The organism is Psychromonas sp. MME1 (genome assembly GCF_041080865.1).
Classification (GTDB): domain Bacteria; phylum Pseudomonadota; class Gammaproteobacteria; order Enterobacterales; family Psychromonadaceae; genus Psychromonas.
This window is the reverse complement of record NZ_CP160906.1, coordinates 852,995-871,515: the sequence shown is the minus strand read 5'-3', so window position 1 is coordinate 871,515 and position 18,521 is coordinate 852,995. Positions and strand designations below refer to the sequence as shown.

At 41.6% G+C, this 18,521-nt stretch carries 11 protein-coding genes, 2 tRNA genes and 3 rRNA genes; 1 reads left to right on the top strand and 15 read right to left on the bottom strand.

The window, feature by feature from the left end; translation table 11 throughout:
• Nucleotides 1-77 precede the first annotated feature (77 nt).
• From AB2N10_RS04135 to AB2N10_RS04120, 4 genes are all read right to left on the bottom strand, one after another.
• A complete protein-coding gene (locus AB2N10_RS04135) occupies nt 78-866 on the bottom strand; it encodes a hypothetical protein (protein WP_354625577.1) in 789 nt (262 codons plus the stop codon).
• Nucleotides 867-1,149: 283 nt separating this feature from the next.
• Complete coding sequence (locus AB2N10_RS04130) at nt 1,150-1,449, bottom strand: hypothetical protein (protein WP_354625576.1); 300 nt, start codon at nt 1,447-1,449, stop codon at nt 1,150-1,152.
• 27 nt (nt 1,450-1,476) lie between these two features.
• Complete coding sequence (tsaB, locus tag AB2N10_RS04125) at nt 1,477-2,190, bottom strand: tRNA (adenosine(37)-N6)-threonylcarbamoyltransferase complex dimerization subunit type 1 TsaB (protein WP_369434366.1); 714 nt, start codon at nt 2,188-2,190, stop codon at nt 1,477-1,479.
• A gap of 68 nt (nt 2,191-2,258) precedes the next feature.
• Complete coding sequence (locus tag AB2N10_RS04120) at nt 2,259-4,181, bottom strand: ATP-dependent DNA helicase (protein WP_369434365.1); 1,923 nt, start codon at nt 4,179-4,181, stop codon at nt 2,259-2,261.
• Nucleotides 4,182-4,262: 81 nt separating this feature from the next.
• Here AB2N10_RS04120 and AB2N10_RS04115 point away from each other — a divergent pair, with 81 nt between their 5' ends.
• The gene (locus AB2N10_RS04115; protein ID WP_369434364.1) at nt 4,263-4,640 is read left to right on the top strand and encodes a nitrous oxide-stimulated promoter family protein; all 378 of its coding nucleotides are present in this window, start codon (nt 4,263-4,265) and stop codon (nt 4,638-4,640) included.
• Nucleotides 4,641-4,700: 60 nt separating this feature from the next.
• Here the strand turns inward: AB2N10_RS04115 and aqpZ are convergent, their stop codons facing one another.
• The 11 genes from aqpZ to AB2N10_RS04060 all read right to left on the bottom strand — a co-directional run bounded on the left by aqpZ (nt 4,701) and on the right by AB2N10_RS04060 (nt 18,514).
• Nucleotides 4,701-5,402, bottom strand: coding sequence for an aquaporin Z (aqpZ, locus tag AB2N10_RS04110; RefSeq protein WP_369434363.1), 702 nt, complete (start codon nt 5,400-5,402; stop codon nt 4,701-4,703).
• Between the two features lie 164 nt (nt 5,403-5,566).
• Nucleotides 5,567-6,433, bottom strand: a complete 867-nt coding sequence (locus AB2N10_RS04105; RefSeq protein WP_354625570.1) for a delta-class carbonic anhydrase — start codon at nt 6,431-6,433, stop codon at nt 5,567-5,569.
• Between the two features lie 759 nt (nt 6,434-7,192).
• A 5S ribosomal RNA gene (rrf, locus tag AB2N10_RS04100) occupies nt 7,193-7,308 on the bottom strand.
• A 111-nt stretch (nt 7,309-7,419) separates the two neighbouring features.
• Nucleotides 7,420-10,307, bottom strand: a 23S ribosomal RNA gene (locus AB2N10_RS04095).
• A 496-nt stretch (nt 10,308-10,803) separates the two neighbouring features.
• Nucleotides 10,804-10,872 (bottom strand) — tRNA-Ala (locus tag AB2N10_RS04090).
• A gap of 54 nt (nt 10,873-10,926) precedes the next feature.
• Nucleotides 10,927-11,001 (bottom strand) — tRNA-Ile (locus tag AB2N10_RS04085).
• A 78-nt stretch (nt 11,002-11,079) separates the two neighbouring features.
• Nucleotides 11,080-12,624 (bottom strand): 16S ribosomal RNA (locus tag AB2N10_RS04080).
• The 16S, 23S and 5S rRNA genes sit together here with 2 tRNA genes alongside, the layout of an rRNA operon.
• A gap of 564 nt (nt 12,625-13,188) precedes the next feature.
• Nucleotides 13,189-14,253, bottom strand: a complete 1,065-nt coding sequence (locus tag AB2N10_RS04075; RefSeq protein ID WP_369434362.1) for an efflux RND transporter periplasmic adaptor subunit — start codon at nt 14,251-14,253, stop codon at nt 13,189-13,191.
• On the bottom strand, nt 14,250-17,570 hold the full coding sequence (locus AB2N10_RS04070) for an efflux RND transporter permease subunit (RefSeq protein ID WP_369434361.1): 3,321 nt from the start codon (nt 17,568-17,570) through the stop codon (nt 14,250-14,252). The genes AB2N10_RS04075 and AB2N10_RS04070 overlap by 4 nt, the downstream gene beginning before the upstream one ends.
• Nucleotides 17,571-17,594: 24 nt before the next feature.
• Entirely contained in the window at nt 17,595-18,092 is a 498-nt protein-coding gene (locus AB2N10_RS04065; protein WP_354625565.1) for a YeeE/YedE family protein, read from the bottom strand.
• On the bottom strand, nt 18,092-18,514 hold the full coding sequence (locus AB2N10_RS04060) for a YeeE/YedE thiosulfate transporter family protein (protein ID WP_354625564.1): 423 nt from the start codon (nt 18,512-18,514) through the stop codon (nt 18,092-18,094). Before AB2N10_RS04060 ends, AB2N10_RS04065 begins: the two co-directional genes overlap by 1 nt.
• Nucleotides 18,515-18,521: the final 7 nt, after the last annotated feature.

The following is an 18,521-nucleotide window of genomic DNA, read 5'->3' as shown; positions in this document are numbered from 1 at the left end:
AGAGATTATAGTGTGATCCATATTGTACCGTTTATATGAGGTAAACATGAACAATAAAAAGAAAATAATAAAAAAAATTATTCAATTCTTATCTGAGGGTAAGCATAAAGGCGAGCTCGCCACCCATTAAGCCAACGAAATTCATCGCGCGGCGCATTTTTTACTCGCCGTGTTAATACTTCATCAGCAGAGAAAGAAAATGCACGTATAGCATCATCATATTGACGCGGCATATTTAAAAGCACTTGTTTTAATCCCCATCCTTGACCTTGATAACGTTCATTATTAGCAACTCCTTCACCTTTAAAATTAACGTAATCAAGTAATACAAAGGTGCCTTTCACGCTATTGGTCAATGAAGATAGATTATGTAACAGCACAGTTTTATCAGCAGGATTGCAGGTCGCAATGATCGATGGTATTGCCTTTTCTAAACGTCTAATAATAAATTTAGCTTGTAAATCAACCTGCTCACTTAAAAACAGACGTAACGAGGCAAGCTTTTCACCTTCAAACTCCTCATAAAATTGCGTTCGTGATTGCCAAGGAGCCAATTTAGTCTGTTCAAGCCAGGATGGAATTTTTACACCAGACTCACGGAAAAAAATAAGTAATTCAGGGAACTGTTCTTTAAAGGGACCTTTTTCTTTAGTTGGATACCAGATAAAGTGTCCTAAGCCGAGAGAAGGAAAATCTTCAGCTTGATTCCATGAAGTTAAGTGCTGTAATTTTTGTTGTCCCTCATTTTGCCAAATAAGTTGCCCTAATTGACTTATTTGAGTTGCTGATAAATTAATTTTATAAGGTTGGCTTTGTAATGAAAAACTCGCACAAACAAAACAGAAAATTGTCAATACACGGAACATAAAACACCTAAATTAGAAGATATATACCCATGATACTTCAAGAAGCAAAGACAGCAAGAAAAAGGACCGATATACTAGGTATAAAATTGAAGTATATATATGCTACATAGCTATTTCATGACAAGGCAGATGAATACTATTTTTCTTGCCCTATGGACACAAATTCGAAAATAAGCACTACGTTGCTGTACTATAAAAATAATTATTTTATGTTAGGTCTTGCTCAGAAATATGGGCTGGCGCCTGACAAAACACCTCGAGATAACAAGGGTATAAACATTTATTAAACAACAAAATGAAAACTCATACTATCAATAATACGTTCTCTTTTTTCTTGTACCGCCACTTGTTGATAAGCTTCTAATGCACCACGCTGCTTAGAGTTTGGTTGATCATAACCAAGAGTTTTATTAATTGACTCTTTCTGCTTTTCCGAGAGGACCATAGAAAAATTTTTCGACGATGCTTTTGGAGTTACAGGTGCAATATCGGTACTGCTAGTAACAGACGATTTTTTAGCAATCGTACTTTTACCAACGGATATTGGACTGAGATGTAAACTGGTATTATTTTGTATTGCCATTAATAATCCACACTTTAACTAAAAAAATTATTCTCTACCAGGTAGCTTTTTCCATGTAACTTTGTCACGAATATATACGGGTGTCGCTAATTCTGGCAACTGCGTTACACCCTTTTCAATGCAATATAATACCTGATCCAACATATATTTGGCGCTCGGAAATTCAATATCAAGGCGCACCGCATTGGCAAAATATGATACCAATTCAGGGTAAGCAGCCCACGCAGATCCTACCAGTGCCGCATTTTTGGATATTAGCGGCTGTTGTGCCAATAAATCAGCAGGTTTTATTACCACTTCTTCATTAACCAATGTCATTAACTGCCCTTGTAACTGATAATGTGCGAAATAAATTTCCCCCATACGCGCATCAATAGCCGCATAGACATCACATGCTTGCTCTGTTTTATAGGCTTGTTGTGCCATCGCCTGCAAAGTCGAAACACCCACCATGTTTTTTTCAATGCCATAGGCTAAACCTTGAGCAATACTTATGCCAATTCTAACACCAGTAAAACTACCAGGGCCACGGCCATAGGCAACGATATCAATATCAGCGAGTGCTAACTTTGCTTGTTGCAAAACTTGTTCAACAGTCGGTAATATTTTATTCGTATGCTCACGGGGGGCCAACATAAATTGGTCATTAATGACAGTGTCGAAGCCGGTAGCACTAAGTACCGCCACCGAACAAGCTTCTGTTGATGTATCAACACATAAAATATTTAATGCTCTGGACATAGTTACTTTATCTCTTATCTATCATGCCTGTATAACATTTATCAGCAACAGGTTTAAGACTTTATTTTCTAATCAATTGTTTCTAAAAAAGCAATCGCATTATCAAGGGATCGCGTACGTGGCATGCACGGTAAACTATTAAGAAATAAATTTCCATATTTACGTGTCACTAAACGGTTATCACAAACAATTATAACGCCTCGGTCTTGCTCTGCACGAATTAAGCGACCAATTCCTTGTTTGAAGGTAATCACTGCTTGCGGTAATTGTACATCTGAAAACGGATCTTTTCCCTTCAATTGTGCGTCTTCAATTCTTGCTTTAAGTAAAGGTTCATCGGGAGAGGTAAAAGGAATTTTATCAATAATAACACAGGATAAAACCTGCCCACGCACATCGACTCCTTCCCAAAAACTCCCCGTTGCAACTAACAACGCATTACCATGACTAATAAATTCATCGAGCAATGCCTGTTTACTCTTTTCACCTTGTATAAGTACGGGCATGGTGAGAGTTTGCCTAAAGCCATTTGCCAATTGGTTCATCATCGCATGGCTTGTACATAAAAAGAAGCACCGCCCTTTACTAGCACGAATAACTGGTGCTAATTGTTCAATTAGTTTTTCGGCTAAGCCTGGGGTTCCTGGCTCAGGCAATAACCTAGGTACTACAAATAAACTTTGTTTGGCATAATCAAACGGGCTACTTAATTGTAAACATTGGCTATTTTGTAAACCAAGCAGTTCTGTAAAATGGTCAAACAGCCCTTTTACTGATAACGTTGCTGAAGTAAAAATCCATGCTGCCTGCTTCTTTTGGCACTCGGATTGAAATCTATCCGCCACACTAAGTGGGGTAATATTTAAGGAAAAGTGCAATTTGGAGCAATCAAACCAATAACTAAAACCAGTTTCATTGACACTATTTAATTTTTTAAGCAACAATGTGAATTGGTTTAGACGATCGAAGCTGTGATCTAACACTTCGCTTTTACCTAACAAATCACCTATCACCTCTTTCAGAAAATCCATCACCTGTAATAATCGCTGCATATGCAATTGCATGATGCGCTCACGTGATTTATCTCGCCAACTGCCGCTACCTTTATCTAAGGCGAAGGCCAAACGAAAATCGAGTGTGCAGATTCGCAATTGTTCAGCCGCTTTAGCCATCTGTTTTGCTTCTTTAAGTTCACTGCGATAAACGAAATCAATCTCTTTGGCCAGATCGATTAATTGCCGGCTAGATAAAGATTCACCGAAATACAAACTCGCAATGTCAGGCAGTTGATGTGCTTCGTCAAAAATATAGACGCCAGCTTCAGGCATTAATTCACCAAAACCGGTCTCCTTAACGGCTAAATCGGCAAAAAACAGATGATGATTAATAACAATCAAATCAGAGTGCATTGCTTTTTTACGCGCTTTGACGATAAAACAGTCATCAAAGCTCGGGCACTGACGACCTAAACAATTATCATTGTTACTCGTGATAGCAGGAATGATTGCGGCATCTTCGGCTAAATCATTAATTTCAGCAATATCACCAACACGGGTTGCCAGTGACCAATTCTTAACTTTCACTAGCTCCGTATGCATATGCTGATCTTTATGTTTAGTTTCCAGCATAAAGCGATTTAAACGTTCGTTACAGAGATAGTTACTGCGCCCCTTTAATAAAGCGACAGAGCCAGTAAACCGGGTCGTTTCGATTAGAATTGGTAAATCTTTAATAAAAAGTTGTTCTTGTAACGCTTTACTCCCTGTTGAAACAATAATTTTTGGTGATTTATCCTTATCAAAAGAGAGAAGAGTGGGAGCAAGATATGCAAAAGTTTTCCCCGTTCCAGTTTCAGCTTCAACCACTAAATTGCTGCTATTTTTAATCGCTATGGCAACAGCCTCAGCCATTTCTAGCTGTGCATCACGGGCAATAAAATGGGGCAATTTTTGGCTTAAAGGACCCGTAGGAGCAAAAAAAGATGAGATCAAAGCAAAATACTCAATTGTGAAGGTATAGATAAACAGCTATTCTACTTTATTTACGGTTAATAGATAAGAGTCAAATTAACGATGTATGTATTCACTGGACGTTTAGCGACTGAATTTAAAACCATTGAAGCAATGGTCAAAATATATTGTCATGGGCACCATAGACAACAAGGAGAGAGCTCCCTTTGTCTTAACTGCAGTGAGTTTATAAACTATGCGAATGAAAAGCTAGATCGTTGTCCCTACGGGCAAAACAAACCCTCATGCAACAAATGCCCTATCCACTGTTATAAAAACAAACAACGCATACAGGCAAAAGAGATAATGCAGTATGCAGGGCCAAGAATGTTACTTAAACATCCAATTTTAGCAGGCAAACATATTTTTTCATTGCAAACTGTACCTACGGATATTCCACATAAAACATCCAATCGACATCAACGCAACAATAAAAAATAGATATAAAAAAACGCTGTTTTTTATTTAAAAAAACAGCGTTAATACTAGTTTCAAATATTTTTACGCTTCTTTAGTAGATCCAAGCCATCTATAAACAACACCAGCTAACATAGCACCAGCTATTGGCGCAAGCCAAAAGAGCCATAATTGCGATAATGCCCAATCACCTTGTAAAATAGCAACACCAGTACTTCTTGCTGGGTTGACCGAAGTATTAGTTACAGGAATACTAATCAGATGAATTAAAGTAAGTCCTAAACCAATCGCAATAGGTGCAAATCCCTGCGGAGCACGTTTATCGGTAGCCCCTAAAATAATAATGAGAAACATAAAGGTCATGACAATTTCACAAACCAAGGCTGCAATTAAACTATATCCACCAGGAGAGTGTTCACCATATCCATTAGTTGCAAATCCAGCTGAAATATCAAAGCCAGCTTGCCCTGAAGCAATAACATATAAAACAGCTGCGCCTGTTAAACCGCCAGCAACTTGCACAACAATATAGGGTACAAGTTCACTGACAGGAAAACGACCACCTGACCAAAGACCTATTGATACAGCTGGATTTAGGTGGCAACCAGAAATATGCCCAATTGCGTATGCCATGGTTAGTACGGTTAAACCAAATGCAAATGATACCCCTAGCAGACCAATGCCTACATTAGGAAAGCCTGCAGCAATTACTGCACTCCCACAACCACCTAATACCAACCAAAATGTGCCAATAAACTCAGCAGATAATTTTTTTATTAGTGTCATTTTAATTCCTTTTAAAATAAATAATTTGCATTGATATCACTAACTCAGCAAAGTTAATGACGCTTAATTATGCACGATGAATCTATAAAAACAACTCAACATGACATTTTAATCACATTAAAATAGCTAAAAACAGACCAAGAAATAAATTTAAAGTAAATTTATCAGTCTATTTTTGACAAAAGCGCTGGATTAACAACCAAATTTCTTACACCATGAGCATGATCTTCATTAAAGACATTGCCTTTACACCATTCACCAACAGACTCTACATTAACCTTCGCAATACTAGGACGTACACTCCATGTAACTTGGAAGGGAGATGCCTGTTCATTGTATGTTGGCCCAGTAGTTGAACCTGCATATTGGATAGGAGTACCTGTATTACTAGGGATATTTAATGCTTGGTATAATCCATTATTCAAACCATAGCTAGTTAGATCAGTAAAATCTAATGCTTTGTTGTCATTTACCAAGACATAAACTTGTGTTTCTACTCGTAATTGAGGATTAACAATTGAATCACTTAAGCAAGAAGCTAAAGTAGGACCTGGAGACACTTGAGCAGTTGAATAGACATAATGCACTTCAATCGTATCACCTGGTGACAGATTGCCATGTTTGCTTGGGCATACCTCCTGATGAACTGGTTTTAACTCATCAGGCTCAAGCATTCCGGAATACATATAACCACTCTGATAACCATGTCCATCACCATTACCAGCATATTTTGTAAACTCTCCCCCTTTATGTTCTGCATTTTTATGAAAATGAATATTACATAGGTTCATATTTGAATAAGGAGGAGCAGAAGAAAAGAAACGCTGATTATTACCTAAAATAGAGTCTATATCACGGGGAGACTGAGGACCAAATCCTTTATCTTTCGTATTTATAGCCAACGTATCACGCTGCTTTGCAATAACTTGATCTGAAACTTGTTCGTGAATACTAGAATGGTTACTTTCAGCATTTGCTGTAATGGGAAGTAGTACAGTATTAAGCACAAGAAAGAGAACATTTTTTTTCATATTAAATTCCATATTATTGAATCAAAAAACTCAATGAATTATATAGCTCAATTTATTTTAAATATACAAAAACACAACAAAAAAGTTATCAACATAATTCAAATTCAAATATCTGGCTATGGTCTATTAGGCGACAATTAGGTTGACCGCTCGAGGCTCTTGCCTATCGACAAACAACCAGGGCACGCGGAGCTTAGCCCGCTCATAGACCTTGGCTAGCGCCAAATTCGCCGCCCTACTCTCACATGGGGAGACCCTTTTGCATTGAAGTCCCTTGAACGAGGTTCAAGGAAACAAGGAGCAACTAAGTACCATCAGCGCAGCTGCGTTTCACTTCTGAGTTAGGAATGGGAAGGAGAGCAAGGTCCGTTAGTTTGCTTGACGTTGATGGGCCACTTTTATCGTCTCTAAAAAGCAAAAAAGCCCTGATATTTCTATCAGGGCTTCTTCTAAATAGGCGTCTAGCAATGGAAAGTCGTCGCAGAGCACCGAAGCTCGTGACACATCGCTATCGCGATACTCGCCCTACTCTCAAGAGTAGTCATAAATCATCAGAATTAAACAAACCCAGTAAGAAAAGACCTACTGGGTTTGTTTAATTGGGCGCTTGGCGATGGAAAGGGCTCGCAGCGCTCACCCGCTCGTGACACATTGCTGTCGCGATACTCGCCCTACTCTCGAGCAGGTCATCGTCGTCAGTACCCTAAAAAGAAAAAATCCCTGCTGACATCGTCAACAGGGATTTTTCGTTTATTAGGCGCTTGGCGATGACCTACTCTCACATGGGGAGACCCCACACTACCATCGGCGCAGCTGCGTTTCACTTCTGAGTTCGGAATGGGATCAGGTGGGACCACAGCGCTATGTTCGCCAAGCTAAAAAGTTAATTAGAAAAGCTGTCTATTATTCTTTAATCTTGCAAGTTGTAAAATATATTGTCGCAAACGTACTTTTTCTTGGTTACATCAACACGTCTTAGGTGTTGTATGGTTAAGCCTCACGGGTAATTAGTACAAGTTAGCTCAATACGTTACCGCACTTACACACCTTGCCTATCAACGTTGTAGTCTCCAACGGCCCTTTAGGGGACTTAAAGTCCCAGTGAGAACTCATCTTGAGGCTCGCTTCCCGCTTAGATGCTTTCAGCGGTTATCGATTCCGAACGTAGCTACTGGGCAATGCCATTGGCATGACAACCCAAACACCAGCGGTTCGTCCACTCCGGTCCTCTCGTACTAGGAGCAGCTCCTCTCAATTCTCAAACGCCCACGGAGATAGGGACCGAACTGTCTCACGACGTTCTAAACCCAGCTCGCGTACCACTTTAAATGGCGAACAGCCATACCCTTGGGACCGACTTCAGCCCCAGGATGTGATGAGCCGACATCGAGGTGCCAAACACCGCCGTCGATATGAACTCTTGGGCGGTATCAGCCTGTTATCCCCGGAGTACCTTTTATCCGTTGAGCGATGGCCCTTCCATTCAGAACCACCGGATCACTATGACCTACTTTCGTACCTGCTCGACGTGTCTGTCTCGCAGTTAAGCTGGCTTATACCATTGTACTAACCTCACGATGTCCGACCGTGATTAGCCAACCTTCGTACTCCTCCGTTACTCTTTGGGAGGAGACCGCCCCAGTCAAACTACCCACCAAACAATGTCCCAAACCCCGATTCAGGGGCCATGGTTAGAACTCAAAACATACAAGGGTGGTATTTCAAGGTTGGCTCCACGTCATCTGGCGACAACGCTTCATAGCCTCCCACCTATCCTACACATGTAGGCTCTAAGTTCACTGCTAAGCTGTAGTAAAGGTTCACGGGGTCTTTCCGTCTAGCCGCGGGTACACTGCATCTTCACAGCGATTTCAACTTCACTGAGTCTCGGGTGGAGACAGCATGGCCATCATTACGCCATTCGTGCAGGTCGGAACTTACCCGACAAGGAATTTCGCTACCTTAGGACCGTTATAGTTACGGCCGCCGTTTACCGGGGCTTCGATCAAGAGCTTCGACCTAAGTCTAACCCCATCAATTAACCTTCCGGCACCGGGCAGGCGTCACACCGTATACGTCATCTTGCGATTTAGCACAGTGCTGTGTTTTTAATAAACAGTTGCAGCCATCTGGTATCTTCGGCCGCCAATAGCTCCATCCGCAAGGGACTTCACCGTCAGCGGCGTACCTTCTCCCGAAGTTACGGTACCATTTTGCCTAGTTCCTTCACCCGAGTTCTCTCAAGCGCCTTGGTATTCTCTACCTGACCACCTGTGTCGGTTTGGGGTACGATCCTTATATTTCTGAAGCTTAGAGACTTTTCCTGGAAGCATGGCATCAATGACTTCATCACCTTAGTGACTCGACATCGTATCTCAGTGTTAAGAAAACCCGGATTTACCTAAGTCTTCCACCTACATACTTGAACCTGGACAACCATCGCCAGGCCCACCTAGCCTTCTCCGTCCTCCCATCGCAAAATATAAGGGTACGGGAATATTAACCCGTTTCCCATCGACTACGCCTTTCGGCCTCGCCTTAGGGGTCGACTCACCCTGCCCCGATTAACGTTGGACAGGAACCCTTGGTCTTCCGGCGGGGAGGTTTTTCACCCCCCTTATCGTTACTCATGTCAACATTCGCACTTCTGATACCTCCAGGATGCCTTACAGCTTTCCCTTCGACGGCTTACAGAACGCTCCTCTACCATGCCTATAAATAAGCATCCGCAGCTTCGGTGATATGTTTAGCCCCGTTAAATCTTCCGCGCAGGCCGACTCGACTAGTGAGCTATTACGCTTTCTTTAAAAGATGGCTGCTTCTAAGCCAACTTCCTAGCTGTCTAAGCCTTCCCACATCGTTTCCCACTTAACATATACTTTGGGACCTTAGCTGGCGGTCTGGGTTGTTTCCCTTTCCACGACGGACGTTAGCACCCGCCGTGTGTCTCCCGTGATTGCACTTGTTGGTATTCGGAGTTTGCATGGGGTTGGTAAGTCGGGATGACCCCCTAGCCCAAACAGTGCTCTACCCCCAACAGTGATACACGAGGCGCTACCTAAATAGCTTTCGAGGAGAACCAGCTATCTCTTGGTTTGATTGGCCTTTCACCCCCAGCCACAAGTCATCCCCTAATTTTTCAACATTAGTGGGTTCGGTCCTCCAGTTGATGTTACTCAACCTTCAACCTGCTCATGGCTAGATTACCAAGTTTCGGGTCTAATCCCAGCAACTATTCGCCCAGTTAAGACTCGGTTTCCCTACGGCTCCCCTATACGGTTAACCTTGCTACTGAAATTAAGTCGTTGACCCATTATACAAAAGGTACGCAGTCACCGAACTAAGTCGGCTCCTACTGCTTGTACGTACACGGTTTCAGGTTCTATTTCACTTCCCTCACAGGGGTTCTTTTCGCCTTTCCCTCACGGTACTGGTTCACTATCGGTCAATTAGGAGTATTTAGCCTTGGAGGATGGTCCCCCCATATTCAAACAGGATTTCTCGTGTCCCGTCTTACTCGTTTTCACTGTAAAGAAGTTGTCATATACGGGACTATCACCCTGTATCGTCGGACTTTCCAGACCATTCTACTAACTTCTAAACAGCTTAAGGGCTGTTCCAATTTCGCTCGCCGCTACTTTCGGAATCTCGGTTGATTTCTTTTCCTAAGGGTACTTAGATGTTTCAGTTCCCCTCGTTCGCTTCGTTAAGCTATGTATTCACTTAACGATGACACTAAGTGCCGGGTTGCCCCATTCGGAAATTCCAGGATATAACGCTTGTTATCAACTCCCCTGGACTTATCGCAGATTACCACGTCCTTCATCGCCTCTAATTGCCTAGGCATCCACCGTGCACGCTTATTCACTTAACCATACAACACCTAAGAAAGTGTCACGCAGTGACGCGTTTTAGGTATTGTTCCCAACAAGAGATTGACGTCTTTTTGTCAATGTCTGAGTGGGCAACACCATTTGGCATCACTACTTAATACTGATTTTTGTTTTGTATGTCGTTTCCAAGACGCTTGCGATTTCTCATATTTTACAATACAAAAAACAACATTCGTTTTTCGTGCACCTATCAATCATATGATTGAGTAGATACGTACTGTTCACATTTCACTACGTGAAAAATGAACTTTTTATTTTTGCTTGATTACAATGATTAATAAATTAATCATTGAGAACAATTTCGTTTCGTTTAAACATATTGATATCTATATCGATACGTTCAAACAGAACTTTATCAGCTTTCCTAATTGTTAAAGAGCAAACTTTTCGTAAAAAAAAGCTTAAGATAAATTATCTAACTTATCTTAAGCCTCTCCCTCTAAAAGAGGTTCATGTTGGTACACTTACTAATGTAAGTGGTGGAGCTAAGCGGGATAAAACCTCCTGCGTGCAAGGCAGGCGCTCTCCCAGCTGAGCTATAGCCCCAACATGGTTTGTATAAACAGATTGTTCACAATTTCAAGTAAACTTACAAGAAATTGGTGGGTCTGGGCAGATTTGAACTGCCTGTCACCCTTATCAGGGGTGCGCTCTAACCAACTGAGCTACAGACCCAATAACGGCCTGTCATACGTCTTTATCATTCTAATCAAACAATCTGTGTGAACACTCATTATTGTGAATTTCTTTACGTAAGGAGGTGATCCAGCCCCAGGTTCCCCTAGGGCTACCTTGTTACGACTTCACCCCAGTCATGAACCACACCGTGGTCATCGCCATCCCGAAGGTTAAGCTAATGACTTCTGGTGCAGCCCACTCCCATGGTGTGACGGGCGGTGTGTACAAGGCCCGGGAACGTATTCACCGTGGCATTCTGATCCACGATTACTAGCGATTCCAACTTCACGGAGTCGAGTTGCAGACTCCGATCCGGACTACGACAAACTTTATGAGATTCGCATACCCTCGCAGGTTAGCAACCCTTTGTATTTGCCATTGTAGCACGTGTGTAGCCCATCCCGTAAGGGCCATGATGACTTGACGTCGTCCCCACCTTCCTCCGGTTTATCACCGGCAGTCTCCCTAGAGTTCCCGGCATGACCCGCTGGCAAATAAGGATAGGGGTTGCGCTCGTTGCGGGACTTAACCCAACATTTCACAACACGAGCTGACGACAGCCATGCAGCACCTGTCTCAGAGCTCCCGAAGGCACTCATCAATCTCTTGGTGATTCTCTGGATGTCAAGGGATGGTAAGGTTCTTCGCGTTGCATCGAATTAAACCACATGCTCCACCGCTTGTGCGGGCCCCCGTCAATTCATTTGAGTTTTAACCTTGCGGCCGTACTCCCCAGGCGGTCTATTTAATGCGTTAGCTTTGAAACCCACGGCATATAGCCACAAACTTCTAATAGACATCGTTTACTGCGTGGACTACCGGGGTATCTAATCCCGTTTGCTCCCCACGCCTTCGCGCCTCAGTGTCAGTCTCTGTCCAGGTGGCCGCCTTCGCCACTGGTATTCCTTCAGATCTCTACGCATTTCACCGCTACACCTGAAATTCTACCACCCTCTACAAAACTCTAGTTAACCAGTTTCAAATGCAGTTCCAAGGTTGAGCCCTGGGCTTTCACATCTGACTTAATTAACCACCTACGCGCGCTTTACGCCCAGTAATTCCGATTAACGCTCGCACCCTCCGTATTACCGCGGCTGCTGGCACGGAGTTAGCCGGTGCTTCTTCTGCGAGTAACGTCACAGATACAGGGTATTAGCCTGCACCCTTTCCTCCTCGCTGAAAGTGCTTTACAACCCGAAAGCCTTCTTCACACACGCGGCATGGCTGCATCAGGGTTTCCCCCATTGTGCAATATTCCCCACTGCTGCCTCCCGTAGGAGTCTGGACCGTGTCTCAGTTCCAGTGTGGCTGGTCATCCTCTAAGACCAGCTAGGGATCGTCGCCTTGGTAGGCCTTTACCCTACCAACTAGCTAATCCCACTTGGGCTCATCTTGTCGCGATAGCTTATAAATAGAGGCCACCTTTGGTCAAAAGACATTATGCGGTATTAGCAGTCGTTTCCAACTGTTGTCCCCCACAACAAGGTAAATTCCCAAGCATTACTCACCCGTCCGCCACTCGTCAGCAAAATAGCAAGCTATTCTCTGTTACCGTTCGACTTGCATGTGTTAAGCCTGCCGCCAGCGTTCAATCTGAGCCATGATCAAACTCTTCAATTTAAAGTTTAATTTGTATCTTTCGATACGACTCAATATTACTGACTAAAACTAAAGAACTTACGTTCTTTTTTTTTTCTGAATTAACCACCAAATATAAATATTTGGCCTGTTAATCATTGAAAGATAAATCTTTCAATGTAAATGAATTAATTCGTGTGTCACTTCTATTGATGTTACCTAAACAAGTTAGGTGTAACTTTCTGCAAGCAGAAGCGTTACTTTTTGATTATTTGAAATCACATCAACAATAAGTGCCCACACAGATTGTTTGATTAAATTGTTAAAGAGCTGCCTTGCGGCGAGGTGCGTATATTACGCGCCTTTCGAACAATGTCAACGTCTTATTTTACATTTCTTACGAAGCGATAAATGCGTTTCTTTTATTCTAAACCCTGGCGGCTAACTTGCGTTACGCCCCGTGTCTGTGGATGCGCATTATAGGGATTTCGATCACATTGGCAAGTGTTTATGGACAAGTTTATTCAAACACGAATCTGTTTGTATATTTAACATACAAAATCACTGTTCTTTGACTAAAAACCATTCAAAAATGGTTTTCTATTTTTATTTCAACACTTGTTGTTGATGATTAAGCGGATTAAGAATGACTAAATCGCCATCTTTTAATCCTTTACGTATTCTATTATCTTCTCCAAGTTGCACTAATTTAGTTTGTATTTTTTCATTTTCTAGTACCTTGACATAATCAATTTGCCCAATCTTATAAATAGCTTCATCAGGTACAGTGATAATATTATCGGTGTCGGTTTCTACCCACACTTTTCCATAACTCCCAGGAAAAACTTGATCTAGATGGTTCAATGCTATTTTAACAATAAAACTATGTGAACTATTATCCGTTGCAGGAGAAACTGTCACGACTTGCCCTTCCCCTTTTATTGCAAAGGTTGGGATTTCATAGCGCAATACTTTATTTAACATTGCTTTATTAATTAATGATTCTGATATATTTGCTTGTAATTGAAGGGTTTGTGGATTGTATAGACTAAGCAGAGCCATTCCAGGAACTGCTGTATCGCCAACATAAATTGATCGCGTATCTATTACCCCAGAGAATGGTGCGGTAATTAAACTATAGCCATAGGTTGTTTCAGCCTCCTCTAAAGAAGCCTTAGCACTTTTAAAGTTTGCACTTTGCGTTTTAAATTGAGACTCGACCTGATCAAATTGTGCTTGTGAAATTAACTTTTTATTTAATAACTGCTGCGCACGTAGAAATTCTTTACGCGCAACATTTAGTTGCGCTTGTGCTGATGACAAAGCCTGTTCTGTTTGACGTACTATCGCGTTGAGAGCAGCACCTTCTAAACGTATTAATATATCACCTTGTTCAACCTTATCGCCCACATCAACTAATACCTCAGCAATTTTTGCGGTTATTCTCGAAGAAAGAATCGCTTTTTGTTGTGCATTTACAATAGCTACAAACTGCCGTTCATTAGTTATATTTCTCGTTGCGAGTTTAATCGTCACCAGATTAGCTATATCATTTACCTCTTCGTGTTGCTGCTGTGCTAATTTAGTGGTAAAAAAACCCGCCATGTAGAGGAATAACAGTGCCAATATTAAAAACAGCCCTGCTGCTAATATAGTTTTTGAATATTTCATGCGCCTTCCTCCGTTATTTGTGGCAAGCCATGGCCTTCAACATCTTTATAGGCAAGATTATAGACAATAGGTACAACCAATAGTGTAAATACGGTTGATGCAGTGATCCCAAAAATAATTGCCCAAGCTAATCCATTAAAAATGGGATCTAATGTAATAACAATATTGCCTAATAACGTTGTGCCTGCTGTTAACAAAATAGGGCGCATACGTACCGCACCAGATTCAATCAAGGCACTTTGTAGATCTTTTCCCTGTTGTAATGATTGTTGGATAAATTCAATCAAAACTAGAGAATTACGTACCACGATCCCAGCAAGTGCAATCATACCTATCATAGCCGTTGCGGTGAACAATACTGGATTCGGGTACCCTTCTATCTCTGCTGAGAAACTATTTAATAGCCAGAAGCCAGGCATAATACCGATCACCGTCAATGGAATGGCGAGCATTATGATACCTGATACAGCAGGCAAGCCTGTTTGCACTAACATAATGATGAAGACCCCCAGTAAAGCCGCACCATAGGCAATCCCTAAATCACGGAATACATCAATGGTAATTTTCCATTCCCCTTCTCCGCTCCAAATAACGGTAATATCGCTGTTCACTTGCCACCCATCGCCAGCACCATTGTTAATATAGCTTCTATCAGAAAATGGTACAGCTGTAGTAGATGAGGGGGCATTTTCATCGGCAATAACGTCGGCAATTACTTCACCAGGAACGAGACCAATTGGCTCAGCGTAAATATAAACGACAGGTTTAAGATTTTTATGAAAAATAGGCTGTTGAACACTTCTTTTTCTAAACGCACCCAATTCTGAAATTTGCACTAGGGGCTGTGGTGCATCAAACAGCGCTCCTTGTATTTCTTGTTTGCTGATACCAGCTTGACCGCGTACATATAAAGAGAGAATTTTATCTAATTTATCTCGTTCATTACTTGGTAAGTGAATCGTGATTGGTAATGGATTTATTTCCCGTTCTGCTTGCAAATAGCCAATCACTAAACCTTTATTGGCGGCCATGATGGTGGCATTGATATCTTTAATTGATATTCCCGAAAGAGCCGCCTTTTCACTGTCAACAATAAATTGCCAAGCTTGATAATCACCTTGAATTGATGTATCCACTTCACTAACAAATTCATTTCTAGCAAGTCGCGCTGCGATTACTTTCGCTTGTTCCTGCAATTTATTATAGGGTGTTGTCTCTTCACCATAAACCTCCGCACTGATCGTTGCCATCACAGGGGGGCCAGGTGGTACTTCAACCAGTTGAATATCTGCGTTATATTGCGTAGCGATACTCTCTAAATCTCGCCGTAAACGGGTAACTATTTCATGAGATTGCTGACTACGACGATTCTTTTGAGCCAATACAATTCGTAATTCACCTTGATGTGGTAGATTACGCATAAAATAGTGGCGTACCATGCCATTGAAATCCATTGGCGATGCTAGTCCAGCAAAGGCAGAAACAGAAACCACCTCAGGAACACGCACTAAATAGTCGGAAAAACCGCGTAGGACATTAGAAGTGTCTACAAAGCTTGCATTTTCAGCCATATTTAAAACAAGTTGGAACTCATTCTTATTATCGTAAGGTAATAATTTTAATGGCACATAACGTAATACAGGCAGTAAAGCTGCAATAACAAATATACAAGCGACTAGCACTAAGAACCCCCAACTGCGCGCCTTACTCGTTAACATCGGCATTAATAATCTTTTATAACCTTTATATAGCAAAGTAGATTCAACCTCATATGCCCCCTCTTGCTCTGCTTTACTAAGAATTTTTTTAGCTAGCCAAGGCGTGATCATAAATGCGACAAAGGTACTAAACATGACACTGATCGGAACATTAAAGGCTAAAGGGGCCATATAGGGGCCCATCATCCCGGTGATAAAAAACATAGGTGTAAAAACAATGACAATCGCAACTGTGGACATTAACAGTGCACTACGGATTTCAGCCATTGCTAATACGATTGCCTTGGTGCGCGATAAATCATGACGCTTTAAGTAACGTTCAATATTATCAATGCTGGCGATAGGATCATCAACAATTAAGCCAAGTGATAGAATCAACGCAAATAGTGTTACCCGGTTAATGGAATAGCCAAAGGCTAAATCTAAGCCTAATGCTGCACCATAACTAATTGGAATGGCAATGCCGACTACGAGTGCACTGCGCCAGTTTAAAAACAGCCCAATAAATACGACAACGGTTAATATTGAAATAGCTAAACTTGAAACTAAATTAGATACTTTGTTAGCGGCTGTCTGCCCATAATTTCTGATGATATCGACTTCGACAACATCAGGAAACTGACTCTGTTTTAATTCATCGAGTTCTCGTAATACACTTTCTGCCACATCAACCGCATTGGCGCCTTTTTGCTTCGCAACTGAAATAAACACGGCTGGTAATGGATCTGATGCACTTCGTTCAGCGCTACCATAACGGATCCAGGTGTCGCTGTGAGGCTCTGTTGGTGCATCAATGATAGTGGCAATATCTTGCAAATAAACAGCCTTACCATTAACAACATTAACGACTAAATTATTTAATTCACTCGCCTTGCTAAAAAATAGGCCTGATTCAAGTTCATAACGCAGGCCATTTACATGTATCGTACCTGCATTTTGTTTACTATTGGTTAATTGAACGGCTCGTTGCACATCAGCAATCGTTGTTTTACGGCTAGCCATGGCACTGCTATCAAATGTAATTTCTATATTCCGGGGTTGTCCACCGATAATATTGACACTATTTGTATATTCGAGCGCCTTAAGTCCTTGTGTTGCTTGTTCTGCAATGCGACGCAATTGATAGGCAGATATTTCCGTAGGGTTAGTTGAATATAATGCAGCAACAACAATCGGGACATCATCAATTTCAACGGGTTTAACAATCCAATTTTGTACCGATGGCGGGATTAAATCCTGATTAGAATAAAGTTTATTGTAAAGCTTTACTAATGCGCTTTCTCGGCCCTCGCCTACAAAATAGCGCACGGTGATCTGTGCATTTCCTTCCTGAGATGATGAATAAACATATTCAACACCATCTATTGCGCTAACGAGTTTTTCAAGTGGCTCGGTTATCTGTTTTTCAATCTGTTTTGCGCTTAACCCAGGAGCTTCGATCAATACATCGGCCATAGGAACAACAATTTGCGGATCTTCTTCCTTCGGTGTTAACCACAGAGAAAAGCCGCCAATAATCAATGTCAGTAGGATAAGAATAGGAGGCAAAAAACTATTCATCACCCTCGCGACTAATCCTTTAGCTAATGGCTTCTCCATGTAAACCTCTACTTAGGTTAAATGTTAATTAGATTTTACTGCACAAACATTATTTCTATACCCAACAATAGGTAAAGGAACGCGTCCTGACAAGTATAGATTAGCGAGTACCATCCCAACGACCATACTCAAAATAAAATACAATATAATATAATTCCCGATACTCGCCATGGCAGGTCCGGGGCAAATTCCCGCTACCCCCCAACCAATGCCAAAAAACATTGCTCCAGACAATAACGTTCCATCAACCTTTGTATTACTCATCCAAGAAAATTTATCACCATTCACAGCTACACAACGTTTTTTAATAATGAAGTGGTAACATGGTGTAAAAACAGCAAGAGCCCCGCCCATCACGAAAGCAAGACTCGGATCCCAATTGCCCGTGATATTTAAAAATGCAATGACATTATGGGGATCAACCATACCAGAAACGATCATCCCACAGCCAAAAAGCAGTCCAGCAATCAGTGCTGCTAGTATTCTCACTGTTTTTACTGATGAACGTGTAGATATTGGCATCACAAGACTCCAAATTGTTTACGTAAAAAAACGACTATCATCGCAGATGCCATAAAGGTACTGGTTGCATATATAGAACGCTTGGAAAAACGCCCCAAACCAATGATTCCGTGACCACTTGTACAACCATTTCCGAGACGAGAGCCGAAGCCAACAAGCAAACCTCCAAGGCACATGACGATAATATTAGTGTGGCTGATATCAGGAAGTGAAAAACCGAAAGGAGCCACAACGACAAAACTAATCGCCATGCCACATAAAAAAGCGATGCGCCAACTCGAATCATGTTGTTGCGGTTTTAACAATCCACCAATCACGCCGCTTATGCCTGCAACTTTACCGCTAAAAAGCATTAAAACAGCAGCCGATAAACCAAGTAATGCACCACCAATAAAGGATTCCCAGGGAATATTGAAATTCATATTTGTA